We start from the raw sequence: 25,809 nt of genomic DNA, 5'->3' as shown, positions 1-25,809 counted from the left end.
CTTCGTTACGTTAATTATCTAACGTTCCTTATTCGGTGTCCACTTTCTATGCTAACCGCAAAAGAGCCTTATTTCGCGATACGTGGCCGCTCCGGCGCGGGATAATGCCAGAAAGAGCACTAATGTTGGGCGAAGGGCCGCAGATCGGCCGTATTCTAGTCGGGAGGCCCAGGTTTATGCTCGAAAGAACATTATTTCGCGACGTTGGGCCGTTCCGCGCGGGATAATGCCAGAAAGAGCACTAATGTTGGGCGAAGGGCCGCAGATCAGCCGTATTCTAGTCGGGAGGCCCAGGTTTATGCTCGAAAGAACATTATTTCGCGACGTTGGGCCGTTCCGCGCGGGATAGTGCCAGAAAGAGCACTAGCGCAAATTCAGGCAGAACATGTTCAGACCTCACATCCCGCGACGAGATGTGAGGTCTTTTTCTCGAAATCATATATAGTCCCGCAAGGCTCGCTGGCACGAGAAGCGACTATTTTTTCACTCTAAAAGTAACGACTGTGCCTTGGTCGGCCGCGCTTTCGATCCGCAAGCCTTCGCCGTACAGTTGCATCAGTCTGCGATTCGTGTTCGCGAGACCAACCCCGTTTCTGCTCCCGGCCTGGACCTGAGAGAGAAGAGCGCTCATCGTCTGCTCGTCCATGCCGATGCCGTCGTCCTGGACGGTTATTTCGGCGTAATCTGTTTCCTCGGCAACCCGGATTTGGACGGTTCCTCCGCGGGCACGCTTCAGCACCCCGTGACGGACCGCATTCTCCACGAGCGGCTGAATGGACAGTGGCGGCACTTGCAGCACCAAGTTCTCGTTTACTTCCCAGACGACTTGAATGCGACTCTCGAACCGCTCCTTTTCAATAAACAAATAGGCCCGGACCAGCTCCAACTCTTTATGGAGCGGAACAACCCGATCCGAATTGCGGAAGTCGAAGCTGGCGCGCAAGTAATTGCCGAATACGACGAGCAGCGTCTGCATTCTGCCGGTATCGATCTCGCTGAGCGCCGCCACCGAATTGAGCGTATTGAACAAGAAGTGCGGCTGAATTTGCGCCTGAAGCCAAGCAGCTTCCATCCGGATACGCTCGCGCGCCGTCCGGGTCACCTCCGTCAGTGCCCGCACCCGCGACCTCAGCTCCAGCGCGTCGACGGGCTTCGTAATATAATCGTTGGCCCCCGACCGGAAGCCGGCTTCTATGTCCTCCGGTCTGCTCCGCGCCGTGAGAAGCAGGATGGGCAGCTCCGAATGGGAAAAGCGGCTGCGGACGATCCGGGCCACTTCATAGCCCGACATACCGGGCATCATCACGTCCGTAATGATCAAATCCCACACGTTACTGTCCAGCAGCGCCAATGCCTTCGGGCCGCTCGTGACTGTCGCGATATCGTAACGGCCGCGGGACAGTACGCCCGCCAGCACATGCAGATTGACGGGATCGTCGTCGATCGCCAAGATGCGCGGCCGATCTTCTGCGGCATCGATTGAAAAACCGGGGAAGTGCGCTTCAGCCGGATTCGGCTCGTCGGCAGGTTTCAGCTGGACGGCGGACTCCGGGTCGTCTGCGGTAGCGGCAGTCGCAGCCGTCTCGGTTACGACCGATACGACCTCTTGTGCCGAAGGCCGGTCCGCAGGCAGGCCGGACGGGTCGAATAACGGGATGGAAAACGTAAACGCCGAGCCCCGGTTGGGCGCAGACTCCACTGTAAGCGTGCCGGCGTGCAATTCGACCAAACGGCGGCTGATCGTCAAGCCGAGACCAAGACCGGTGATGCTCGACGAGGCATCCGCGTCGCCTTGCTCGTAAGCTGTAAAGATGCGTTTCTGCATACCTTTATCGATGCCGATCCCGGTGTCGGATATGCGGATGTGCATTTTTCCATCTTGTGCCCAGGCATCGATCCGTATTTGTCCGACATTGGTGAATTTGACGGCATTGTGGAGCAGGTTGAACAAGATTTGAATGAGCCGGTTTTCGTCCGCCAGAACGGGAGGCAGAGAGTTGGGGACGTTATTGACGAGCCTGACCGGTTTGCCCTCGGTCATGAACCGGACCATGTCCAGGACGCCGGAAGCGACTGTCTGGACGCGCAGGCGGACCGGGTGAAGACGGATACGATTTTCCTTGAGCCGAGTCAGATCGGTCAAGTCGTTGAGCATATAGGACATCCGTTTGCCCACGTCGATCAGCAGCTTCATGTTCGTGTCGATGCGTTCCGTTTCATAACGGGCGTTGCTTTCCAGAACCGTCTGGGCGATGTTCAAGATGCTGTGAAGCGGATTTCTCAGCTCGTGGGACGTATTCATCAGAAACTCGTCCTTCAGCTTGTCGGCCGCTTGCAGCTGCTCGGCCTGCTTGGCCGTCTGGGCGGAAATGCGGAAATACCGCTTGAACCAGTACAAGGCAAAGACAGTGAAGGCCGCGAGCATATCGAACGGGTAATAGCCGAGCTCGACCGAGCCGACGTTTTTGATAATTCCCCAGACCAGGTTCAGATTGATGGCCGTCGCCCCGAGCGCCAAATAAACGATATCCGGTACGCCTCTGCGTATGGCGAGCACGAGTAGAACCGGGAGAACGAAGAATGGAATGGCCACGAATGCTATGTGCAGGAGGTACCCATGGGAAAGCGTACGTCCCGGCAGGAACAGGACGAGCAGGGCGTACAAGCCGCACAAGATCGAATAAGAGCCTGCTGCGCGGAGAATCGGGAAAGGCGGCAGCAACTGCTTGACATAGTGCAGCAGAAAGACGGCCACACCCAAGAAAGACAAGTAGTACAGCTTCAACGTCCATTCAAAGGACACCGGGAACCACGCCGGCAAAATTCGGTCATCGTCAATCAGAATCGTCACGATCGCACAGATGGTCAACGCGGAAAAGTAGAGCAGCGCCTTCTGGCGGGCTCCCCACGCATACAAAATAAGCGAGTAGACGGCATGCATCAACAAAATGAGACATACGGAAAGCTGGGTTCCGACGGAAAACCAATAGGAGCGGTCGATGGCGGCCTCCGTGCCGAATTGGACCGACTGCCTGATGCCGCTTATGAAGCTATCGTCGTAATTGGCGACTTGAAAGACAATATCGATGACGTTTCGATCCGTCGTGAACGAAGCGGAATACGGGACCGCCCCGGCCGTATACGTCTCGCGGGTTTCGGCAGGCCGCCCCGATTGAGCGAGCAGTTGGCCATTGACGAACAGCGCCGAGGAAGTCGATATAACGGGAACCCGGATGCTGTAGGATCGGGTGCTGTCCGGTTCGACCTGTATGCGCAACCGATAAGAACCGTAGCCGAACGGCGAGCCTTTCCCATTGGATACGTGTGCTCTCCAGAGACCCGGAACGTTTACGATTTCCGCTCCTTCGTTCTGCGCCCCAGCGTTCTCCGGCCCCACCGTCAGAAGCTGATAGGGATACAATTCCCACTGGCCGTACAACGACAACGTAGGCCGGGAGGCGGGGTCCCAGCCTCTCAAGTCCAATTGGCCGCCGACCGCCAGGACATGGCCGGGGGACGCTTGAAGCATCATCCACGCGCTCCGTACTGTAGTTAAACATATTAGAAATAGACCGATTACGATAACGATTTTGCGCTTGCTCATTCCAATAAATCCCCTTTATTAGGAAGCCCTGCAGCCAAATATAGCCCACGGTTCCGGAGCCTGTCAAGAATCTGGAGAACCGTTTCCATAGGCTTACGATGCAAGGCCCGCTTCGTTTTGCGATTCAATAGACAGTTTGACATCGTCGAACCGTTCGGCTAAAATAGCATCATAATTGAATCGTTCTCTATGAAGGAGAAAGTAGCCGAATACCGTCGGCATCAGCAGCGAGCCGGGACAGGTGCAAGCCCGGAGAGACGGACCCGGCGAAAGGGCGCTCCCGAGAGACTTCAGTCGGAAAAAGCGGGTTTTCTTGAACGTATCGGGAAAACCAAGTAGGGTGGAACCGCGGGAGCCAAGCTTCCGTCCCTACGTCGGCCGTGAAGGCCGGCGTGGAGACGGGGGCTTTTTTTGTGTGTTTGCCCCCAGCCTTATGCCTTCAACGCATCAGTCCCATTCCAGCAAAGGAGCGAACACTCAATGAATTTTCAGCAAATGATGCTTACGCTGCAGCAGTTCTGGGCGGAGCAAAACTGCGTGATCGTGCAGCCGTACGACACGGAGAAGGGCGCGGGTACGATGAACCCGATGACGTTTCTGCGCACGATCGGACCGGAGCCCTGGAACGTCGCTTACGTCGAGCCGTCCCGCCGTCCGGCGGACGGCCGTTACGGGGAAAACCCGAACCGTTTGTACCAGCATCATCAATTTCAGGTAATCATGAAGCCGTCCCCGGACAACATTCAGGAGCTGTATCTGGAAAGCTTGAACCGGCTCGGCATCGACCCGCGCAGCCACGATATCCGGTTCGTCGAGGACAACTGGGAATCCCCAACGCTGGGCGCGTGGGGGCTTGGCTGGGAAGTGTGGCTGGACGGGATGGAGATTACGCAGTTTACGTACTTCCAACAAGTAGGCGGCATCGACTGTCATCCGGTGGCGGTGGAGATTACGTACGGGATGGAGCGTCTCGCCTCCTATATTCAAGAGAAGGAAAATGTGTTCGATCTGGAATGGGTGGCCGGCGTTACATACGGCGACGTGTTCAAGCAGCCCGAGTTCGAGCATTCTAAGTATACGTTCGAAGTATCCGACGCGCAGATGCTGTTTCAGCTGTTCTCGACCTACGAGGCGGAAGCGAAACGCGCGATGGAGTTGAACCTCGTTTTCCCGGCTTACGACTATGTGCTCAAATGCTCGCATACGTTCAACTTGCTCGACGCCCGCGGGGCGATCAGCGTAACGGAGCGAACCGGCTACATCGGTCGGGTGCGCAATCTGGCGCGCTCGGTTGCGGCCACGTATTTGCAGGAGCGGGAACGTCTCGGCTTCCCGATGCTGAAGGAAGGGGCGGTGCAGCATGGCTAACGATTTGCTTCTGGAGATCGGACTGGAGGAAGTTCCCGCCCGCTTCGTGCGCGCTGCGATGGAACAGTTGAAAGATAAAACCGAAAAATGGCTCGATGCCAGCCGGCTTTCCCACGGCGGAGTGAAGGCATACGCAACGCCGCGTCGGCTTGCTGTCGTTGTGCAAGGACTTGCCGACAAGCAGGAGGACGTCAGCGAGGAAGTGAAAGGTCCGGCTCGCAAAATCGCGCTTGATGAAGCAGGCGGATGGAGCAAGGCGGCGCTCGGCTTTGCGCGCAGCCAAGGCGTCGATCCGGCGCAGCTGTTCTTCCGCGAACTGGGCGGCATTGAATACGTGTATGCAGTCAAAAGCAGCCAAGGCGTAGAGACGTCGACGCTGCTTCCAGAGGCGCTGCCAGCGCTCGTCACTTCGCTGACGTTTCCGAAAAATATGCGCTGGGGCAGCTACGAGCTACGTTACGTCCGTCCGATCCGCTGGCTCGTCGCCCTCCACGGCGCGGAAGTGGTGCCGTTCGAGATAACAGGCGTGTCCTCGGGCAACGTGACGCGCGGCCACCGTTTCCTCGGGCAGGAGACGACGATCGGGGAGCCGTCGCAATATGCGGAACGACTGAAGGAACAGCATGTCATCGCCGACGTGGAAGAGCGTCGTGCGGCGATCGAAGCCGGCATCCGGGCGCTTGCCGCCGAACGGGGCTGGCATATCGCGGTCAAGGACGATCTGCTGGAGGAAGTGCTCTTTCTCGTGGAAACGCCGACCGTGCTAAGCGGCGCGTTCGATCCCGCTTTCCTGCATATCCCGCAGGAGGTGCTGATTACGTCGATGCGGGAGCATCAGCGGTATTTCCCGGTGCTCGACGCCGAAGGCAAGCTGCAGCCGTATTTTGTCACCGTGCGCAACGGCGATTCGCTGGCGCTCGACGTGGTCGCGAAGGGGAACGAGAAGGTTCTGCGGGCCCGTCTGTCGGACGCGAGATTTTTCTACGAGGAAGACAAGAAGCTTGTGATCGCGGACGCGCTCGCCAAGCTGGAAACGATCGTCTACCACGAGGAGCTGGGCACGGTGGCGGACAAGGTGCGCCGCATCCGGGCTATTGCCGACAAACTGGCGCAGCATCTGGCGCTGGACGCGACAGGACGGGCCGACGTCAGCCGTGCGGCGGACATCTGCAAGTTCGACCTTGTCTCGCAGATGGTCTACGAGTTTCCGGAGCTGCAGGGCATTATGGGTGAAGACTACGCGAACATGGCAGGAGAAAACGCCGCCGTTGCGCGCGCCGTCAACGAGCATTACTCGCCGCGCAATGCGGGAGACAAGCCGCCGGCTTCGCTGGTCGGAGCGATCGTGGGCATCGCCGACAAAATCGATACGATTGCCGGCTGCTTCTCGATCGGCATCGTGCCGACCGGCTCGCAGGACCCGTACGCGCTGCGCCGCCAGGCAGCGGGCATCGTCAGCACGCTGCTTGCCCACGAGCTGGAGCTTACATTGCCGGAGCTGTTCGCAATCGCGCTGGACTCTCATGCGGCCCGTGGCTTGAAGCGGGAGGCGACGGATATCCGCAAAGACATGCAGGAGTTTTTCACGCTGCGGGTCAAGAACGTGCTGACCGAAAAAGGCATCCGCTACGACGTTGTCGATGCCGTGCTTGGAGCGGGCGCGGACGATGTGCGCCGCACGCTGAAGCGGGCCGACGCGTTGGCGGCGGCGGCGACGGAAGCGAACAAGGAGCAGTTCCGTCCCGCCGTCGAGTCGTTCAACCGCGTCTGCAATTTGGCGGCCAAGGCGGACTCGCGGACCGTCGACGCGGCGCTGTTCGCCGAGCCTGCCGAGGGCGAGCTGTATACGCAGTGGCAGGACGCGCACGGCCGGTTCGCGCAAGCCGTCGAGCAGGCTCGTCTGGACGATGCGCTGGCGGCTCTGTCCTCGCTGAGCGGCACGATCGCCGGGTTCTTCGAAGCGGTCATGGTCATGGCCGACGATGAAGCGGTGCGCCGCAACCGGCTTGCGCTGCTGGCGGTCACAGCCGACGACGTGAAGGCGTTCGCGGATTTTTCGAAGCTGGTGTAAGTCTCGGAAATTCCCTAGCCCACAGCTGTAAAGAGTGTCTGGATATATGTACCGTACAATAGGCTGCCGATTTCAATCGGCGGCCTATTGTGCCGACTGGCCCAGCCGAAGGCGGATGTACACGATTCCATGACCCGCATTAACGGACGAGTTCCAAAGCACGTCGATTTGGAAAACCTGAAAGCGGTAAAGCAGAAGCAAGTTTATGTTGTGAATACGACACTGTGGATTGCTTAGATCCGACAGCGATGAATCTCGTTGTGGATCGCGCAGGCGCTACGAAAGCCGATGTCACAAAACGTCGGAGTCGCGATTCGATATGGTTTAGCGGCACAATACGATGATTAATGACATTAATAATAAATGATGCTAAATGATTTGAAATCCCCGCCTCGCCGCCGAAGCTGCGATGGTGGGGATTTTTATTGGATGAAGAAACGGAAATATTCGGAATTCCAATTCCATCCATCCGTTTGATATAATAGCAGAGAAAACGAAGCTTCAAGGGAGGGACATGATGAAGCAAATATCCGGCCGAAAGCCGGAGCGAAGCGAACGGGACCGTTCCCGCACGGCGCGAGCCCCCGCGGTCCATTCGTCGGCGCAGACTTCCTTGCAGACGCGGATGGTGCAGATGCAGCGAACGATAGGGAATCGCGCATTCGGTCAATGGCTGACCCGATCGTACGCTCCCCCTTCGGGGAAGACGATTCAGATGATGAGGGACCGGGATGCGTTCACGGGCGAACAGGTACAGGCGGAAAAGCAGGACGAGCTGCTCGGTCAAATCGCCGACCGGTTGGAGCAATACAACGAGTTCAACAACGAGAACGATGCCGATTGCCAACAGCGTTTGCACGGGTTGAAGCTGTTGGATTCGCATATCCACGCCTGGTTTAATCGGTTCGTTACGGGGAAGATCGACGTCGTTCCGAACGGGCCGCTGCTAAAATCGCTTCTACGGGAGAGCGAGGCGGAGCACCGAGAGCTGGTGAAACGCATCGCGGAGAACAACGAGCTGATCCCTGTGGATGCGAGCGATATGCAAGAAGAGGACGTAACGACCGTTCGGACGATATGGAGAGCGATCGTGGAAGAAGAGGGGAACCTGCTAATTCGGGAAAGAACGGAAGGCTTCCGCGACCGCATGCTGGCCGCCATTGCTAAGCTGCTGCAGGAGCCCGTCGGCCGGAAGCTGATTGCCGAATTGAATAAGAAGCAGGACAACGAGAAAAAGCAGGTGATTGTGTCGTCCGACTTCGTCCAAGAACTGAAGGGCTCGGGCATCGCGGACAGCGGCCAGAACGAGGCGATCCCGCAGCGCGATCTGGAGTCGAACGACAAGAACTACAACTTCAAGCCCTTGGCCGACAAAGCCGAGCTGCGCGACAAGGATCCTTCATCGATTCCGGAGTATCGCGGGGATCGAGGCGATGCTGCGGCGTTCAATCAATTTTTGGACGATAATCGCGACCAGACCTATTTTAAGTTCGATGGCGAAATATACCAGACCGGCCAAGGCACGGGGAGCTTTGTGCGCATTCATGGCGAAGGGATGAAGACGTTGGTCGGCGAGAACAATCAGGAGGTCGTCACCCCCGAATTCGTAACGTTGGGCCACGAGTTGGGGCACGCTTCCCGCTTTTTGAAGGGCATGACGCCGGACCGTTTCGTCGGTGTGGATCAGTTCGGCGTAGAGGGTATGGCGGACCGTCAGCTTTGGCACAATGCGGAGGAATATTTGAACATCAACGCCGTGGAAAACGGATTGCGAAACGAACATGGCATCGGCAAGAGGAAGTACCATAGCGGAACGTTGGACAATGTGAACAAGATGGTGCTGCACGAACGGTACGGCCTTCGCCGCGATCAATTGTACGAGCAGTATCCTTGGGCGGCGCGTCAATTGGGCGAGCATCCGCTGGCGAGCCTGGCGCTTGTTGCCGATTTTGTGGAACCGGTTGCCGACTTTGCCGATCCGGTCGTCGTCAACGAATTGCTAAGGCGGTTGGACGAGCTGGAGCCGGTATTGGCCGAGGTGGAGCGGCAGAAGGATGAGACACCGGATCGGCTGTACGACGCAGCCAACAAAGCCGTTAAAGCCAGAATGGACAAGGATGAAGAGTTTAAGGAGTACAGAGCGGCGTTCGCCGACGCCTTCCAGAATGTGCCGCTTCCCTTTCTGCCCGCGGAGCTGGAAAACCTGTACCGCTTGGCGCAAGGGAGAAGCTTCAGCCTGCAAATGAAAGCCGCTTCTTTGCTGGAGGATGTCGAATTCGATTTTTAATCAAACAAAGCGGGTTATTCGAAACAATTCGGCCGACCCTTTCGTCCATAACGGAAAGGGGTGGAAGAAAATGTTTCATGCGCGCATCAAAGCAATAGGGAATTCCGTGCTGCTGCTGTCGCTCGTTCTGGCCGGCTGTCAAGATAAGCCATCCGCGAAAACCCCGGAGTGGGAAAATACGGCAGACCTTCATGCTCCGCTATCGATGGGAAGCGGCCCGGATGAGACGAAGCAAGAGAACGCGCACCAGGAGCAGCAGTACCATGAATTCCAACAGCCGACGGATGCGTGGGGGGTGAACCGGGGAATCTCCCGTACGGTTTCCGGCGGAATTCGCTCTCCCGGCGAAGAAGTACGCATTCTGCTGCGGATAGAAGAACCGGAGAAGGGCAAAGAAATCGCCTCCCGCACAATCCGCTACAAGCTGACGGAGCGCGATCCGGAAGGCGGGCTGATCCGCTTGGTCGAGGAGGAAACGAGCCATATCGATCCGACGGTCGCGTTCTCCAGCTTTACCCCCAAGCTGCCGGAGCAAGAAGGGACTTATTATTTCCTGACGGCGGAAATTATGAACGGTCCGGTCGTGGAGGATACGGTGCTGTCGCCTATTCAAGTTCCCGTGCAGAAGCTGGAAGCGTCGCTGAAGCTCGATCGGGCGGTTTACCCGGCCGACGGCAAACCGGTGCTGACGGTATCGAACGAGGGTCCGAGTTCCTTGTTTTTCGGGCTGGACTATCTGATCGAGCGTAAAACAGACGGCGACTGGAAGCCGGTTCCGGCCGGGAAAAATGCAGCGGTTGCGTCAATCGGCTACAATTTGAAGCCCGGGAGCCATTGGGAGCAGACGATCGCTTTCAAAGGACTGTCGGCCGGCGATTACCGGTTCGGTAAAACGGTCGAGGGAGTCGGCACGCCGATCCGGAAAACGCTGTACGTCGAATTTTCCGTGCAATAGGGCACGGGTCGACCGGACAACGGCGGCGAAACCTTGTCCGGATCATCCGTCTGCAGAAGGCCATTCGAATCGGGCTGAGGTCTGTTTCCGTCTGTCTTCGTTTGATGCTACAATAAGGACGAGGGTATGTACCGAATTCCGCACTTAAGGAGACAACGGATGAACGCTTTGCAGATCAAGCAATTCAAACTGATCAAAACCGAAATTACCCGTTTTATGATGATGTACAAGTTCGCCCTGAACGAGCTTGAAACGAAGGTGGAAATATTGCAGGAGGAGTTTCAGCTGCTGCATGATTACAATCCGATCGAGCATACGAAATCACGGTTGAAGTCGCCGGAAAGCATATGGAACAAGCTGAAAAGAAAGCAAGGCGGCCTTTCGTTCGACGGCATCCGGGAACATGTCAAGGATATAGCGGGGCTGCGGATCACGTGCTCGTTTTTGTCGGATATTTATCGTATCCGCGATATGCTGGAGGCGCAAAGCGACCTGAAAATCGTTGAGGTCAAGGACTATATCCAGCACCCGAAGCCGAATGGGTATCAGAGCCTTCATCTTATCGTCGAGGTGCCGGTTTATATGTCCGATGGAAAGGAATTCGCTTGTGTGGAAATCCAGATCCGAACGATCGCGATGGATTTTTGGGCCAGTCTGGAGCACAAAATCTATTACAAATACAATGAAACGGTGCCGGCTCAGCTGCTTCGCGAGCTGAAGGAGGCCGCGGATGCGGCGGCGGCGCTGGATCGGCAGATGGAACGGCTGCACAACGAAATCCAGTCGATCCGCGAGGAGCAGGAAGACGGCGAGGCGAACGAGCTGACGCGCATTATGATCAACAACCAGCAGTTCTCGCTGCCCGAAGCGCTGTTCGGTCTGCTTGGCGACGGGCGGCAAGAAAAGGATTGAAAGCCGACGGCAACCGCCGGGGCTGCACGTGACGTTTAGCGCAGAGGGAGGATGATGCTGTCCGCTTGTCCTCCTGCTGTCGCCAATTTTCAATCGAACATTAGGCGTTGTCCCGGCGTATTTCGGTACGCATGTGGGGGCAACGTTTTTTTAGTTCCGTCATAAAGCCCTGTTCGTCCAAAGGGGAAATATGCACGAAGTCGTACTTGTTGTAACGGATCTCGATGCGTCGGATCGAGGTGGCGGCGCTGGCTGAGACGGAGCGGATCGTCTTCGCTTCGCTGATGCCGGCAAAAGGTACGGTGCGGCTCAGAGGTCCGGTACGAATGAGCAAACCGTCCCCGCCGATGACGTAGCAGGTGGCCAGCCACAGCCAAGCGACGAAGCCGCCCGCCGTAAAGCAGAGCAGAAATAGCAGCATGCCGCCGACGATACCAGCGCCTCCCACGAACAGCGGAGTCAAGCCACAGGCAAGCAAAGCGAGGACTGACGCCCAGAGCGTAACGGACAGCCAGAGGTCTCTTCTTGGAGCAAATTTCAATCGGCAGCACTCCTTCTGGTGGAATGGTCGCTTTTTCAAGCATTCGATTAGATTATTACATACGCCGGCTCGGTTTGGAAATAGCCGGCAATCGGATACCGCTGCGACAGAACGGGAAATTTGGCAAGAAAGCAATTGGAGTAGGGAAACGAGATAACCAATCGGGAAATCAGGAAGTGGTCATGATACGTTCTTGTCTCTATAGTTAGATACAAATCCAATGGTTATGGGGAGACAAGGAGGAATGAAGAATGAGGAAAACGACAACGTTCATGGCAGTGGTATGTATTATGTTGCTAAGCATGGTGTTAGGGGGGACACTGAGCAGTTTTGCCGATAGTCCGGTCACGCTTTACAACGACAATCATTACGGCGCGGAATCGAACCCGACCGGCAATCCGATCGGAGGAGGACAAGGATATAATAAAGCGGTTTCCGTGCCTCCCGTTGTGGTTGCTACAGCTGCGGATTTGGTTTATGCAGTCAATAGCGCTGCTTCCGGGTCTGTCATCTACGTGGACGATAACGCCAATATCGACATGAGCAGTTCGCCGCCGCTTGTCCTCCCAAGCGGCGTTACGCTTGCGAGCGGGCGCGGGAGCCTGCTGCCGGACGCGACGGTGTCGCAAGGAGGGCGTCTGTACCTGAATAAGCCGGGAGCAACGATGATCCAGGTGAATGGTACGAACGTGAGAATAACAGGATTGCGGATTGACGGAATGGACAATGAGGAAGGGACCTCCACATACGGGATTCCCGTCACGACAGGTGTCCAGATTCTTCCGACATACGCGCCCGAAATCGACAACAATGAACTGATGGGATGGACGTATGCGGCTGTATTGGGCAGCAATGGCCATGTTCATCACAATGACATTCATCATAACCGGCGAACGGGTCTTGGCTATGGCGTTGTCATTACGGGGAATGCCGCGACAACCCATGTAGGCGTATTAATTGAAGCCAACAAGTTTGACTGGAACCGCCACAGCATTGCCGCAACCGGGAATGTGAACGATCGCTATGAAGCCCGTTACAATTATATCGGGGGAAATATGGTACAACCCGGCTTTGATATGCATGATTTCCCGGCGTGCAATTGCGGCGGCGATATCGTCCATGTCCATCACAACACGTTCGAAATCATCCATAATTCCTTTAACGAAATGAGCTATGCGCTCGATGTTGGCAATGCGCCGAAGACAGGACTGTATGTTTATAATAACTGGATGTATAATCCGAATCCCGAATATGGCCTGAGACTGGCCAAACAAATGACGGAAGCCATACAGGTCGGTATGAACAAGTTCGGAACAGGGACCAATATTACGTATTCGTCGATGTATTTGTTCAAAGGGATCAACAATTCCTTTTTTAACGGCGGCTATATTTTCTCGACGCTTGCAGGAACGCCTACGATGACGGCAGGCAGAACGTTGACGGTGGGTGGAATTGACAACGTTTTCAACGCGGAGCAGGTCGGGGATCAGATCACCTATACGATCAACGTGGCGGCTTCCAAAACATTTTCCGTTCAAATGTTCAAAGGTCCCGGCTTAATCCCAGAAAGCGGCGCGATCGTCAAAGTGTATTTTGACGGCGACAGCAGTCATCCGGCAGGCATATTCGATACGAGCTTGACTCCCTTTTCGAACGCCTCGATCGGACAACAAACTCTCGACGCCGGCACGCACACCGTCACTTTGGAGGTCATCGGCAAAAACCCGAATTCGCTTGACTTCAAAGTGTACTACCGCATGCTGCGGCTGAATGAAGACATCGGATTTTGGCTGCAAGCCGATAAGCAGCTGCTCACGGTTGGCGAATCGGCTACGGTTCATTCGATCCGCGATTTGAGCGGCGCTTCCTTCGCAAGTGAAGATCCAAGCATTGCAACGGTGACGCCGCTAGGCTTGATTACAAGGGTTTCGGCAGGTACAACGAACGTTGTCGCATCCGTCTACGGGGATAGGGGGATTAGGTCCAGCGCTGTGCAAATAACGGTCGTGGATATAACGCCGTGAGGATGATCAAGGGAATTCGGAAGTGCAGATGGTTGCCAAGCTCTGATCGTTTCCCTATATAATCAAGGGTAAGGGTTTTAGACAGAGGGGGATTTCCATGACAGAGCTGCGTTATTTCCGGACAAAACGGGTGAATCGAAAGAGTGTATTTTTCAAGTTTCTCATCTCCTATATGGTGGTGCTGCTCGTATCGGTCAGTATTGGAAGCGTTCTCTACTACCGGGTTCAAACGGAGATGGTCGATACCGCCGGACGCGCTTATTTGGGTATGCTGGATCAGGTGAAGCAAGTCGTCGATACCCGTATGAAGGAAATGAACGGCGCGGCCTTACAAATGATCTTGAGCCCGAAGCTGCAATACTTGTTAAACCTGACGGACAATACGACCATTGAGGAACGGTACATGTATTTTGATTTCATGAAAGATATGCAGCGAATCAAAACAAGCATCGGCTGGATGAACGATTTCTATATTTATTTGCAAGACGCCAAAACAGTGATGACGCCGGACGCGAAAACGGACGTCGAAACCTTTTTTTCCACGATGATGGTTGGCGCCGATGCTTCCTATAAAGGATCGATGATGGAAAAGCTCGGGCAGTACAATGTTTCCGAGTTTGTTCCTTCGGTCATTATGGGTACCGGGTCGAACCAGAAGCGGATTATTTCGTATTTGCAAACGCTGCCTCTGGGAAGCAAGACGATAAAAGGAACCCTCGTCATCAATATCGACGAACAACAAATCGGCGATCTGCTGCACACGATCGAAATGGCGAGCCAGGCGCAAATTTACATTGCCGATGCGAAGAAGCAGGTTCTGCTGGAGCCCTCGAACAAGAAATGGAACATTCCCGACATGCTGGAAAGGATGTTATCCGATCCGCCTCACACGGCTGTCAAGGATGATCGCGGAAAGACGATGGTCGTTTCCCGAACGGTTTCGCAGGATAACGGCTGGACGTATATCGCGGTCGTTCCCCGGGACGTTGTCATGCAGCGCGTGAATAAGCTCAAATCGTACGCGATCATGCTGCTGTGTTTCTATTTGCTTGTAGGCGCAATAGCTTCTTATCTGCTTGCTTATCGCAACTACAACCCGATTCGCGAAATGGTGCAGCTGCTGCAGAAAGCGAAAGGCGCGGAAACGAAAGATACGAATGAATCGAATGAATCGAATGAATTTGACTATATCAAACGAATGTTATCCGGCACCGCTTATGAGGAGAAGCAATTGCGCGACAAGCTGACCCGCCAGACGCCGATCATTCAAGCCAATTTCCTTTCTCGTCTGCTCCGCGGACGCGTTGACGTTGCGGCCATGACGGAAGAGGAATGGCAGGAGATGGGCATCCGGATCCCTGTCAACGGATTTGCGGTTATGCTGATCGATATTGACGACAGCAGCGCTTTTGCCAAAGAAGATTCCGAACGGGAATGGGCGCTCATTCGCTTCATCGTATCGAATCTCGGCGAGGAGCTAATGAAGGGGGAAGGCTACGTAACCGAGCTGGACAGACAACAGTTGGCCGTGTTGGCCGGACTGGGCGGGCAAACTGCGGCGAGCGGCGAGCATGAGATCAAGGCGTTGGCGGAGGAGTTCCAAACGATTTTGTATCGCCGGTTTCGCCTGCAAACGACGATCGCCGTCAGCGAGATTCATCGCGAGATCGAACAGACTGAACTCGCTTACAGGCAGGCACTGATGGCTCTCGAATATAAACTGGTCAAGGACAGTAATTCCGTCATTATGTACGACGAAACGCGAGGGCTCCAGCAAAATCAATACCATTTTCCGCTCGAGCTGGAGGTGCAGCTTCTCAACTATGCCAAGGCGGGCGACTATTCATCCATTGACAAGCTGCTGGATCAAATCTACGAAATGAACTTCGTCAGTCACAAAGTCAGTCCGGAGAACGGGAAATGTCTGTTTTTCGATATCGTCTGCACGCTGCTGAAGCTGATGAATTCGACTTCCGCGCAGCATGCTCTGCATGTGCTTCATGAAAAGTACGACCCTGTCAAAACGATTCTCAGCCGTGCCACGGCTGCCGAGATGCTGCAAAAAACGAAGGAATGTTATGAAGCGGTTTGCGAATTGACAAGAGAACATCACTCTTCGCACAGTGACAAGCTGCTTGATGGCATGAAGCAATACCTGGAAAACCGCTACGCGGACAATAATTTCAATTTGACGTCGATGGCGGAGCAATTCGACTTGACGCCCAAGTACATATCTGCCTTCTTCAAGAAGCAAACATCGCAAAATATTATGGACTATGTCGTGGAAATGCGGATTGCCCACGCCAAGCGGTTGCTGCAGGACCGTTCGTTGACTTTGCTGCAAATCGCTCAGCAGGTCGGATACGTGAACGATGTCGGCTTGATCCGCGTGTTTAAAAAAATGGAAGGGGTTACGCCCGGTCTCTATAGGGATACGCTGCCGGCCGATCGGGAAGCTACGCGGGGCGAATCGGATATCGGATAACGGAAAGTGAAGACGGACAATGCCCGAATGGGGCTGCAGATAGCGAATCGCGAATATTGGAAATAGAAAAATCGTACCTTCCGCTTTATTGTTGGGAACAGGTCAACTAAATAAGTTGAACGAAAGAACTTCATGGAAAGGCGGCATGCAACGGGCTTCCATCATTCGTTCAACTTATATTGCCTATGAAAAAAAAGGGAGGAACTGAGAATGAGCAACTCGAGAAAGAGATTTCACGTTCTACCGGTATCGGCAGCACTGCTTGCGGCGCTGGCAACCGGCTGTACGGATACGAGCAAGTCCAATCAGCCGGGGAACGTTTCCCCGAGCCCTTCGGCCGGCGGGAGCAGCGAGGTTACCAAGAAGGAAGCGGCTTATCCGGCTGCATTAAGCTATTGGGTGGCGATGAATTCGGATGAAAAAGCGGTCAACAAAGACTACAACGATATGGCCATGTATAAGGAACTCGAGAAAAGAACGGGAACCAAGGTCGAATTTCAACACCCTGCAGGGACTGCCGCCGATCAATTCAATCTGCTGCTCGCGGGCAATAAGCTGCCCGATGTGATCTATTGGAACTGGAGGGACATTCCGCGCGGCCCCGGTGCTGCGATCCAAGACAAGACGATTCTGCGATTGAACGAATTGATCGATTCGTACGCGCCAAATTTCAAGAAGTATTTGCAAGATAACCCGGAGATGAAAAAAGCGATCACTTTGGATGACGGCACCATCTACGCGATGCCTTTTTTGACGCCGGATCAAGAGGCCGCATCCTTTCTCGGACCCATCATTCGCAAAGATTGGCTGGACAAGGCCAAACTCCAAAGTCCGACTACGATCGACGAATGGTACACGGCACTGAAAGCGTTTAAAGCGACGGATATGAACGGCAACGGCAAAAACGACGAAATTCCGCTGCTGCTCGATCAGGGTTATTTGGAAGCATGGAGCAGCGCATGGGGAGTCGGCACGTCGTTCTACCTGGATAATGGCAAAGTTAAATATGGTCCGACGCAGCCCGTCTTCAAGGAGTTCTTGAAGACGATGAACCAGTGGTATGCGGAGAAGCTGATCGATAACGATTACCTGGTTACGGACGGCAAACTGAGAGATTCCAAAGTGACGAGCCAGCAGCTGGGGGCGCTTGTCGGGTATGTCGGCTCAGGCATAGGCAAGTATATGGATGCGATGACGCCTAACGATCCGAACTTCGAGTTGGTCGGCGCGCCGTTCCCGGTCTTGAAAGCCGGGGACAAGAACAACTTCGGCATGAGCAACCTGCCCTTCATCGGCAGCGGCGCGGCGATTACAACTGCAAGCAAAAATCCGGAGCAAATCATCAAATGGCTGGATTATGCTTATAGTCGGGAAGGGAGTCTGTTGTTCAACTTCGGGACTGAAGGGGTCAGCTACAAGATGGAAAACGGCAAGCCGAAATTCACCGATACCATACTCAAAAATCCCGATAAGCTATCGATTAGCCAGGCACTGGCCAAGTTTGCCGTTTCGAACGGACAAGGGCCGTTCGTATACGACAGCGGAGTCGGCTCGCAGGTTGCCGCCAGGCCGCAGCAAGCCGCCGCTAAGAAAGCTTGGGGTCTTGCCACGGGAACAGGCCGGCTTCCGGGCGTCACGTTGACGGTTGAAGAAGGGGCCAAATTTGACACCATTATGGGCGACGTGAACACTTATTACAAAGAAATGATTAACAAATTTATTATGGGCATCGAAAAAACAGACAAATTCGACGAGTATGTAAAGAAAATCCAAAGCATGAACATCGATGAAGCGGTCAAAATTCAGCAAGCGGCTCTCGACCGTTATAACCAGCGCAAGTAAGGACTTACGAAAAGCGAAGCTATAGGGGAATGATGGGGTTGAGACATCGTATTCTGAAAGATTTTCAGCGGAACAAGATCATTTATTTCATGTTGATGCCAGTGGTTCTTTATTATCTTGTTTTTCACTATTATCCGATGTATGGCGTTCAAATCGCCTTCAAGGATTTTTCGCCGGGCAAAGGAATTTGGCACAGCCCATGGAACGATTTCCGCTATTTCCAGCAATTTTTCCAAGGCATTTATTTCTGGCGGCTGCTGCGCAATACGCTTTTGTTAAGCTTCTACGATATTGTTTTCGTGTTTCCTTCCTCCATACTGCTTGCCTTATTGCTGAATGAATTGCGAAGCCGCATGTTCAAGCGAACGGTGCAGTCTATCGTCTATTTGCCGCATTTCATCTCCTTGGTCGTGATCGTCGGGATGATGGTCGATTTTTTATCCTCGGACGGCTTGGTGAATCGGATAGCGGTCTTTTTTGGCGGGGAAGCGGCTTCGTATTTGCAGCAGCCGTCGATGTTTCGAACGCTGTACACGGCCTCTAGCGTCTGGCAGTCGATCGGCTGGGGCTCGATTATTTATTTGGCCGCGATCGCTACGATCGATGTCAGCTTATACGAAGCGGCCAAGGTGGACGGGGCCGGCCGTTTTAAGCAGATGCTGCACATTACGCTGCCCGGCATTCTCCCGACCATTGCGATTTTGTTTATTTTACGGATGGGCAGTCTGATGGCTGTCGGAGATGAAAAAGTGCTGTTGATGTATAATCCGGTCACCTACGAAACCGCCGATGTGATCGGCACCTATGTATACCGCAAGGGGGTACTGGATGCCAGCTTCGGTTTTAGCACGGCGATCGGACTGTTTAACTCGTCTATCAATTTCATTTTGTTGATTATAACTAATTATCTTAGCAAGAGGCTGCAGGGAACTCGATTATGGTAATGACGAGCATTCGCACAATCACGAGGGATACTGCGTCAGGAAGGAAGGCGCGCTATGCTTGCCAAACGAAAACCCGGGGAAATAAGCTTCGATCTGTTGAATACCGTACTGATGGTTTTGCTGTCGGTCATCACCCTGTACCCGATGGTATATGTGTTATTCGCTTCTTTAAGCGAACCGAGTTTGCTGGTTAAAGCGAGAGGATTTCTTTTTTATCCGAAAGGGTTTAGCCTGGATGCTTACAAAGCGGTGCTGGAAAACCCGATGATTATGACCGGTTACAAGAATACGCTGTTTTACGTCATTGTGGGCACCTCCTTGAATTTATTGATGACCACGCTGGCGGCTTATGGATTATCCCGTAAAAATGTCATGTGGAAAAATCCGATCATGTTTATGATCGTGTTTACGATGTTTTTCAGCGGAGGACTGATTCCCAGCTATTTGCTGATCCAGAACCTGCATATGATGGATACCCGCTGGGCGCTGATCGTTCCCGGGGCTATGAGCGCGTTTAATATGATCGTCATGCGGACTTCTTTCCAGGGGATCCCCGATGCGATGGAGGAGTCCGCCCGAATGGAAGGCGCGAGCGATTGGACGATTTTGTTCCGCATCATCGTACCGTTGTCTATGCCTGTTATTGCGGTCATGATTTTGTTCTACGGCGTTTCCAATTGGAACTCCTGGTTTGCCGCGAACATTTATTTGCGCAACCGGGATCTCGTTCCTCTGCAAATCGTATTGCGCGATATTTTGATCAGCAACGATACGGACAACATGATGCAGGGAGGGGCGGCGATCGACAAAGCGTCGATCAGCTATACGATCAAATACGCCACTATTATCGTTTCGACGCTTCCCATTTTGCTTATGTATCCCTTTTTGCAAAAATATTTTGTCCAGGGCGTGCTGATCGGCGCTTTGAAGGAGTAGTAAGGGGAGGACTAACAATGGAATCGAATCGTACCGAACAATCGGAAATGTCCCGGAGAAAGCTGCTCTCGACACTCGGCATGGCCGGCGTTGCCCTGGCCGCCGGTTCCATAGGTGTCGGCTCTTTTCCGCAAGCGGCGGAAGCCGCTCAACCCGCAACATTGGCGGAAGCGGATGCCGAATTTGCTGCAAGGGGGACGAATGTTAAGTGGAATGGTGCGCAGGGCGACGGTGCGGCCGATGATGCGGCCGCGATTCAGCAATCGATTAACGATGTAAGCGCCGCCGGCGGAGGAGTCGTGTTTTTTCCTGCCGGGACTTATCTGATCGGAAGTACGATTACGATTCCTTCGAATATTACCCTTCGGGGCGTGAATGCGGAACTGAGCGTGATCCGCGACCATGCTTCGCTTGGAAACAACGGAATCCTTTCGCTTATCGGCACGGTCGGATCGCGGCTGAAGAACATCAAGCTTCGCGATCTGACGATACGCAACGGCACGGCTGCTGCGTATCCAACCCTTCCGACCAAATGGAAAGACGGCATTGTAGCAAACTATGTGGACGGCTTGACGCTGGAACGGTGTACGCTTACGGAGGTTCAAGGCTATTCGACATTTGACGTTAAATTTTGCACGAATGTATACGTCGATCGCTGTCTGTTCTATCGCATCGCGTACTGCTGCATGCTGGTCGGTCCGGATTGCGACATTATCAAAGTGTACAACAGCACCTTTGATACCCTTACGACAGTGTCGGCTCCAGGCAACGCTTATACGTTCGCTACGGGAAATACGGTTCTGAACGAAGGAACGAATTGGCCCAAGAACATATGGATCGTCAATAACAAGTTTTTAAACAACCCCCACTGGGAAGGCTTGGATCTGCATGGCGGAGAAAATGTGTGGATTCTCAACAATTACATCGAAAATTGCTATTGCGGGATCAACGTTCAGAATACAGCCGGTTTTGTCTCCAACCCCGTCTTGAAAAATGTGATCATTGAAGGCAACATCGTCAAGCAAGGTTCGGGGGACGTCGGAAGCAACGGGATTCTCGTACAAGGGGTTAGCGGAATATGGGCAGAAGGGGTCGCCATTCGCAATAACAAGATCGACGGTTTTGGGCCGACGGCGAATGTGCTTAACGGCGGTATGAAGCTCTCGTGTATGACCAATTTCATCGTAGAAAACAATGTGATCGACAATTATTACCAGTCGGGCATTGTCCTGAACTATGCTTGCTTTGAGGGAAGCGTCGTCGACAACTGCATCAAGAGCTGCGCAGGAGCATTTACGTGGGCCGAAACGGCGGCTATTCGCATTCCGAATAATGGCGGGGGCATTTTTGGCGTACGCATTGAAAATAACACGGTGAATCCCGCTGTCCTCCATACAGATACGGACTTGAATAAATTTCCGAAATATTTTGTCGCCTGCAGCCATCAACGGGTGTCCTTGCAAATTTGCTATAACGCTATTCATAATATCGGAACCGCTTACTATCTGAATCCATCGTATATGAATGCCTTCTGGGCGGCGAAGCCGACGGGGGGCGCAGGGTCCGGTATTGTGCAGAAATACGGGGATGTCATTTATAACCAATCCGGACAACCGGGATGGCATGTCAGTCAGCCGACAATCGGATACGGTTCGCTTTACACCGGCGCAGTGACAACCGGGAGTATAACAAGCGGCGCCAACATCCTTACCGTCGGAAGCGGCCTGACCCGGCTGTTCCCGGTCGGCATGAACATTAAGGTGATAGGCGCGGGGGCGGGGGGAGCCGATTTGAGCGCGCGAGTCGTCAATAACAATCACGCTACGCAATTAATTTTGCATGTATCGGCAAGCACAACGGTTTCGGGGGCGGATATAAAGTACGACTCCTTGACTTTGGTTCCTTAACAGCAGGCTTGAAGGACGGCAGCGAGCGGATAACCCCGGGAATCGGCGAGCAGTTCGTACAGTATGCGGCGAAGCTGTTGGGCAGGATTTACGGCAGGCAGGTCGAATAACGTATAAAGATTTGATGTTGAAGCACATTCTTTTTAATATTGAGGTGTTCTCATGGGGAATGAAACGATCCAATACAGGAGGCTGAACGCTTGTACGTTCGACGAAGCGTTGTCACTGTGGAACCGCGGCTTCACCGGCTATTATTCAGATATGACAAGAACTATGGAACAACTGTTAAACAGCTTTGCGGCGAACTCCATCAAGCCCGAGCTGTCGGTAGCCGCGTTCGTTTGCGACGATCCCGCAGGCTTCGTATTTATCGCGACGAAGATCGTCGACGGCCGCAAATGGGCCTGGAACGGAGGAACCGGGGTAGCCCCGGAGTATCGCGGCAAAGGAATCGCCAAGGCGTTGATGCGCGAGGCGCAGCGGGTTTTTGCGGAAGAAGGTGTCGATTGCGCGATTTTGGAGGTCGTTTGCCGGAATGAGCATGCGATTTCGGCCTATGAAAGCGGCGGTTTTAGCAAAACCGACCGGATAATCGGACTGGTGCACAAGGGCACGCTGGATGAACAAAGCTTCCCGGTGCCGGATTCATCACCGGGGCTGCAGGCGGAATACGGCAAAGCTTCGGCTGCGGCGGAGCTCGATTTCTATCGGGATGTGGCCGCTTGGGAATGCATGTGGCATAACATCAAGAACGGGGAAGCGCTGATCGTGCGCGATCAGTTCGGCGAAGCGGCGGCATATGCTTTGTTTAGCCGAACCTTCGACAAGCAAGGGAATATGGAGACGGCAAACTTACTTCAATGCGAGCCAGCTCCCGGAAGAGAGGATCGCGACGCTCTGTTCGCTTTTGCGCTGAGGAGCGTCTACGGGCCGCTTGACCGGGCATGCACGCGCAGCACGGCTAACTTGTCTACTGCCAATCCGGAAGTGATCGATATGCTGAAAGTGGCGGGTTTCGAAACCCGTTACGAGCAATATTTGATGGTTATGGACCGGAGCGGGGAGCCGAAGCCGCAATAAGTTGAACGAAGGAGGCCAGGGCGGTCACGGCGGTTATCCGGGGGCTTGCATCGAACCGATCGTCGCCGCCTCCGCCGTCATTATAGGGTTGCAATAGGAAAGCTGCTTACACTGCTTGAGATATCGCTCCATCGCGCTTAAACTCCTCTATTTCCTCTTTTCCTTTTCCTGCTAAGGAATATTATTTTTTTCGTTGGACCTCCCGAAGAAGTAAAATCCGCGCTATTTAATTTCTCCACTATTTCATACCCATAGCTCTCTCCTTCAAAACAAGCAATCCCCTCTCTTCGTGACAACTAACTTGTTATACAATATAGTTTACACAAACAAATATTACGCAGTCAGTCCAGAACTGTTGAAATAATATTTCAAGGTGATATAATTTTTATACATTGTATTTGTAAGCGGTTACTATAATGAAAATGCGGACCAGCCGACGGTTACGCGTAAAGAAGGAAGGTGACGAGCTCGTATGATACGCTTTCACAAGCCTCGTATTGCATTGTTTTGGCAGTTCTTCGCCAAATATTTTGTATTGTTCCTTATTCCCGTTATTGTCGCGATTACGTTTACGTACATATTCGTTGTCCGTCTGATCGAGGATGATGCGAGAGACCGAAACGACATCGTGATGAGGAACAGCTCGGAGCAAATTGACAACGCTTTCTCTTCCATACAAACCGATATGATTCGCGTGCTGAGCGATTCCACGCTGCGAAGCTTCCTCCAGGTCGCCGGCGATTCCCCGGAAAATCAGCAGCGCAACGAGTGGCTTCACTCGCTGATGGACCAGCTGGACAAAATCATGGTCGACGATCTCGTCTCGAACGCCTATATCTATTTGGCGAAATACGACCTCGTGATCGATTCCAAGACGGACTCCGGCAAAGAATATTATTTCCGCTACAAATACCCGATCGCTCCATCGGAGCGCGACAATCTGTTCCTTCATCTGACCGGTAAAAAAACGATGTATTTTACGAAAGCGTACCGGGTCGACGTAAGCCCGATCTCTCCGGACACCTCGGCATCCCCTCATACCGTCATATCAACCGTCATGAGCTATCCGTTCAATTCCGCCGATCCGGACGTTTATCTCGTACTCGATGTGAAGCAGGATACGCTTCGCGAGCAAATCAGCAATAGCGAAGACTGGATAATCGGAGCGGCGATTACCGATGGAGAAGGGCGTCCGATCGTGCAGAGCGGCGCCATGGCGGCCGGCGCGGGCATCGATAATAAAAAGGCGGTATCGTCGATTCCGTCGTCGTTTAACGATTCGTGGCGGTACGTCAGCGTAGTCGATCTCGACAAGCTGCTGCAGCCTGCGCGCATGATCCGCATGCTGTCGCTCGTCTTTCTTGGCTTCTTTCTCGTACTCGGCAGCGGCGTATCGTATTATTTGAGCCGAAGGCTGTACGCCCCGATACTCGAAATCAAAAGAGGATTCGCCACGTATCGTCAGCCCGAAGCGACGGTGAAGCGGGAAGCGAACGATTTCGACGTCATCAAGCGGTTTTCCGGCATGCTCATCTCGGAGAACAACCAACTGTCGCGTCTTGTCAGCGGAATGGTTCCGATGGTGCAGGAGCATTTCGTCGGGAAGCTGCTGCTTGGGGAATTTCAGGATGAGGCCGCGCTGACGGCGTGCGCGAAGGAAATCGACTTCGATTACGATCCGACTGCAAACCGTACGGTGCTGTGCATCGAATTCCACTATTATTCGCGCGTTCAGGAAGGGCAGACGGAGACGTCCAAATCGTTCCTGCTGGCCGAACTGAGGGATAGTATCCGCAAAGCGTTTCCGGGTATGGCGATCTGGCTCAGCCATACGAAATCCGATATTTTGGCGTGCGTGCTGCACCACGCTCCGCATTCCGACATAGGGTCCAAGGAAGCGGCGGAGCGGATCAAGCTTTGCTTGCAGCCATTTGCACCCTTCTACAAGGCGACGATCGGCATAGGCCGGACGGTGGGGTCGATTCAAGAGCTGCCTGCCTCGTACGACCATGCCTTGTCCATGCTCCGGTACAAAGGTATGCTCCCCGAAGTGGAAATTTGCGGCGAGGAACGCGAACGCGAGGACCGATCCGGCTGGGACAGCTTCCTGTCGGTGCAGGAAGTGAACCGCATCTTCAATCTGTGCAAATCGCGCGAGTACGACAGCCTGCTGCAATCGACGTACGCTCTGCTCGATGCGGGCAAGCACGCGCGTGCGAGCGAAATGAAATATTTGTGCTCGGACGTGCTGAATACATGGATTCGGGCGGCGGAATACGAGAAAACCGATTTCAGCATCGCCTTCTATTCGAAGCTGTTCGATAGGCTCAGCCGCTGCGTAACCGTGGACGAAATCCGGCAAACGTTCCGCGACATTCACGAGCTGATGTTCCGGCCGAGGCAGCCGCACGACCGGACCCGGCCGTTCGCCGAAATTCTCGCTTACATTCACCGGCATTACGCCGAGGAGCTGTCGATCGAGCGCTTCGCCCAGCAAATGAACATGTCGGTCGGGCATTTCAGCCGTACGTTCAAGGGAGAGGTCGGCGAGAAATACGTGGAGTACATTGCCAAAGTACGGATGGATAAGGCGAAGCAATACTTGCTCGAGACGGATTTGAAAATCGATGAAATCGCCGAAAAAGTGGGGTATTGGGGGCGGAACTCGTTCATTCCCATTTTCCGCAAATACGAGGGGGTTACGCCGGCCAAATACCGGACCCTTTACAGTTCCGCCCCTTGAGCAAAGTTTGCCGCAAGTCGAGACTTCGTTTTTTCGGAAGTCTCTTTTTTTTCCGGCCAACCCGGGCCGCTGCGCGGTTTTGCGGCCCACGCAATAATGGCGACACCGCC

The 25,809-nt window shown here is 53.9% G+C and carries 15 protein-coding genes; 13 read left to right on the top strand and 2 right to left on the bottom strand.

Annotation, left to right across the window (positions count from 1 at the left end; genetic code table 11):
• Positions 1 to 475: 475 nt before the first annotated feature.
• Positions 476 to 3,604, bottom strand: coding sequence for an ATP-binding protein (locus ABD796_RS19260; RefSeq protein ID WP_344910613.1), 3,129 nt, complete (start codon positions 3,602 to 3,604; stop codon positions 476 to 478).
• A 480-nt stretch (positions 3,605 to 4,084) separates the two neighbouring features.
• On the opposite strand from ABD796_RS19260, the gene glyQ reads away from it, so the two are divergent.
• The 5 genes from glyQ (at position 4,085) to ABD796_RS19235 (ending at position 11,197) form a co-directional block, all read left to right on the top strand.
• The gene (gene glyQ / locus ABD796_RS19255; protein WP_344910610.1) at positions 4,085 to 4,972 is read left to right on the top strand and encodes a glycine--tRNA ligase subunit alpha; all 888 of its coding nucleotides are present in this window, start codon (positions 4,085 to 4,087) and stop codon (positions 4,970 to 4,972) included.
• A complete protein-coding gene (gene glyS, locus ABD796_RS19250; RefSeq protein ID WP_344910609.1) occupies positions 4,965 to 7,043 on the top strand; it encodes a glycine--tRNA ligase subunit beta in 2,079 nt (692 codons plus the stop codon). The genes glyQ and glyS overlap by 8 nt, the downstream gene beginning before the upstream one ends.
• A 517-nt stretch (positions 7,044 to 7,560) precedes the next feature.
• Positions 7,561 to 9,330: a M91 family zinc metallopeptidase gene (locus ABD796_RS19245; protein WP_344910606.1), complete on the top strand. Its 1,770-nt coding sequence runs from the start codon at positions 7,561 to 7,563 to the stop codon at positions 9,328 to 9,330.
• 70 nt (positions 9,331 to 9,400) lie between these two features.
• Positions 9,401 to 10,285 (top strand): immunoglobulin-like domain-containing protein, encoded by an 885-nt coding sequence (locus ABD796_RS19240; protein WP_344910603.1) that lies wholly within the window; start codon positions 9,401 to 9,403, stop codon positions 10,283 to 10,285.
• 159 nt (positions 10,286 to 10,444) lie between these two features.
• A complete protein-coding gene (locus ABD796_RS19235) occupies positions 10,445 to 11,197 on the top strand; it encodes a GTP pyrophosphokinase (RefSeq protein ID WP_344910601.1) in 753 nt (250 codons plus the stop codon).
• A 100-nt stretch (positions 11,198 to 11,297) separates the two neighbouring features.
• On the opposite strand, the gene ABD796_RS19230 is transcribed toward ABD796_RS19235, so the two are convergent.
• A complete protein-coding gene (locus tag ABD796_RS19230; RefSeq protein ID WP_344910598.1) occupies positions 11,298 to 11,738 on the bottom strand; it encodes a PH domain-containing protein in 441 nt (146 codons plus the stop codon).
• A 251-nt stretch (positions 11,739 to 11,989) separates the two neighbouring features.
• Between ABD796_RS19230 and ABD796_RS19225 the strand changes: the two genes are divergently transcribed.
• The 8 genes from ABD796_RS19225 (at position 11,990) to ABD796_RS19190 (ending at position 25,699) form a co-directional block, all read left to right on the top strand.
• The gene (locus ABD796_RS19225) at positions 11,990 to 13,762 is read left to right on the top strand and encodes a hypothetical protein (protein WP_344910595.1); all 1,773 of its coding nucleotides are present in this window, start codon (positions 11,990 to 11,992) and stop codon (positions 13,760 to 13,762) included.
• A gap of 97 nt (positions 13,763 to 13,859) precedes the next feature.
• Complete coding sequence (locus ABD796_RS19220; RefSeq protein ID WP_344910593.1) at positions 13,860 to 16,247, top strand: helix-turn-helix domain-containing protein; 2,388 nt, start codon at positions 13,860 to 13,862, stop codon at positions 16,245 to 16,247.
• A gap of 210 nt (positions 16,248 to 16,457) precedes the next feature.
• Entirely contained in the window at positions 16,458 to 18,089 is a 1,632-nt protein-coding gene (locus tag ABD796_RS19215; RefSeq protein ID WP_344910591.1) for a type 2 periplasmic-binding domain-containing protein, read from the top strand.
• Positions 18,090 to 18,121: 32 nt separating this feature from the next.
• Entirely contained in the window at positions 18,122 to 19,033 is a 912-nt protein-coding gene (locus ABD796_RS19210; protein ID WP_379120746.1) for an ABC transporter permease, read from the top strand.
• A gap of 54 nt (positions 19,034 to 19,087) precedes the next feature.
• The gene (locus ABD796_RS19205; protein ID WP_344910589.1) at positions 19,088 to 19,969 is read left to right on the top strand and encodes a carbohydrate ABC transporter permease; all 882 of its coding nucleotides are present in this window, start codon (positions 19,088 to 19,090) and stop codon (positions 19,967 to 19,969) included.
• Between the two features lie 17 nt (positions 19,970 to 19,986).
• Positions 19,987 to 21,876, top strand: coding sequence for a glycosyl hydrolase family 28-related protein (locus tag ABD796_RS19200; RefSeq protein WP_344910588.1), 1,890 nt, complete (start codon positions 19,987 to 19,989; stop codon positions 21,874 to 21,876).
• 162 nt (positions 21,877 to 22,038) lie between these two features.
• Positions 22,039 to 22,956, top strand: a complete 918-nt coding sequence (locus ABD796_RS19195) for a GNAT family N-acetyltransferase (RefSeq protein WP_344910586.1) — start codon at positions 22,039 to 22,041, stop codon at positions 22,954 to 22,956.
• A 472-nt stretch (positions 22,957 to 23,428) separates the two neighbouring features.
• Positions 23,429 to 25,699, top strand: a complete 2,271-nt coding sequence (locus ABD796_RS19190; protein WP_344910584.1) for a helix-turn-helix domain-containing protein — start codon at positions 23,429 to 23,431, stop codon at positions 25,697 to 25,699.
• The last annotated feature ends 110 nt before the right edge of the window (positions 25,700 to 25,809 follow it).

The organism is Paenibacillus hodogayensis (genome assembly GCF_039536325.1).
In the GTDB taxonomy this organism is placed as follows: Bacteria; Bacillota; Bacilli; order Paenibacillales; family NBRC-103111; genus Paenibacillus_AB; species Paenibacillus_AB hodogayensis.
This window is presented reverse-complemented; position numbering and strand designations above follow the sequence as displayed.

What these genes read in the sequence shown, in the direction of transcription:
- ABD796_RS19260 (WP_344910613.1), bottom strand. Translation starts at nt 3,604, where the DNA reads ATGAGCAAGCGCAAAATCGTTATCGTAATCGGTCTATTTCTAATATGT.
- glyQ (WP_344910610.1), top strand. Translation starts at nt 4,085, where the DNA reads ATGAATTTTCAGCAAATGATGCTTACGCTGCAGCAGTTCTGGGCGGAG.
- glyS (WP_344910609.1), top strand. Translation starts at nt 4,965, where the DNA reads ATGGCTAACGATTTGCTTCTGGAGATCGGACTGGAGGAAGTTCCCGCC.
- ABD796_RS19245 (WP_344910606.1), top strand. Translation starts at nt 7,561, where the DNA reads ATGAAGCAAATATCCGGCCGAAAGCCGGAGCGAAGCGAACGGGACCGT.
- ABD796_RS19240 (WP_344910603.1), top strand. Translation starts at nt 9,401, where the DNA reads ATGTTTCATGCGCGCATCAAAGCAATAGGGAATTCCGTGCTGCTGCTG.
- ABD796_RS19235 (WP_344910601.1), top strand. Translation starts at nt 10,445, where the DNA reads ATGAACGCTTTGCAGATCAAGCAATTCAAACTGATCAAAACCGAAATT.
- ABD796_RS19225 (WP_344910595.1), top strand. Translation starts at nt 11,990, where the DNA reads ATGAGGAAAACGACAACGTTCATGGCAGTGGTATGTATTATGTTGCTA.
- ABD796_RS19220 (WP_344910593.1), top strand. Translation starts at nt 13,860, where the DNA reads ATGACAGAGCTGCGTTATTTCCGGACAAAACGGGTGAATCGAAAGAGT.
- ABD796_RS19215 (WP_344910591.1), top strand. Translation starts at nt 16,458, where the DNA reads ATGAGCAACTCGAGAAAGAGATTTCACGTTCTACCGGTATCGGCAGCA.
- ABD796_RS19210 (WP_379120746.1), top strand. Translation starts at nt 18,122, where the DNA reads ATGGGGTTGAGACATCGTATTCTGAAAGATTTTCAGCGGAACAAGATC.
- ABD796_RS19205 (WP_344910589.1), top strand. Translation starts at nt 19,088, where the DNA reads ATGCTTGCCAAACGAAAACCCGGGGAAATAAGCTTCGATCTGTTGAAT.
- ABD796_RS19200 (WP_344910588.1), top strand. Translation starts at nt 19,987, where the DNA reads ATGGAATCGAATCGTACCGAACAATCGGAAATGTCCCGGAGAAAGCTG.
- ABD796_RS19195 (WP_344910586.1), top strand. Translation starts at nt 22,039, where the DNA reads ATGGGGAATGAAACGATCCAATACAGGAGGCTGAACGCTTGTACGTTC.
- ABD796_RS19190 (WP_344910584.1), top strand. Translation starts at nt 23,429, where the DNA reads ATGATACGCTTTCACAAGCCTCGTATTGCATTGTTTTGGCAGTTCTTC.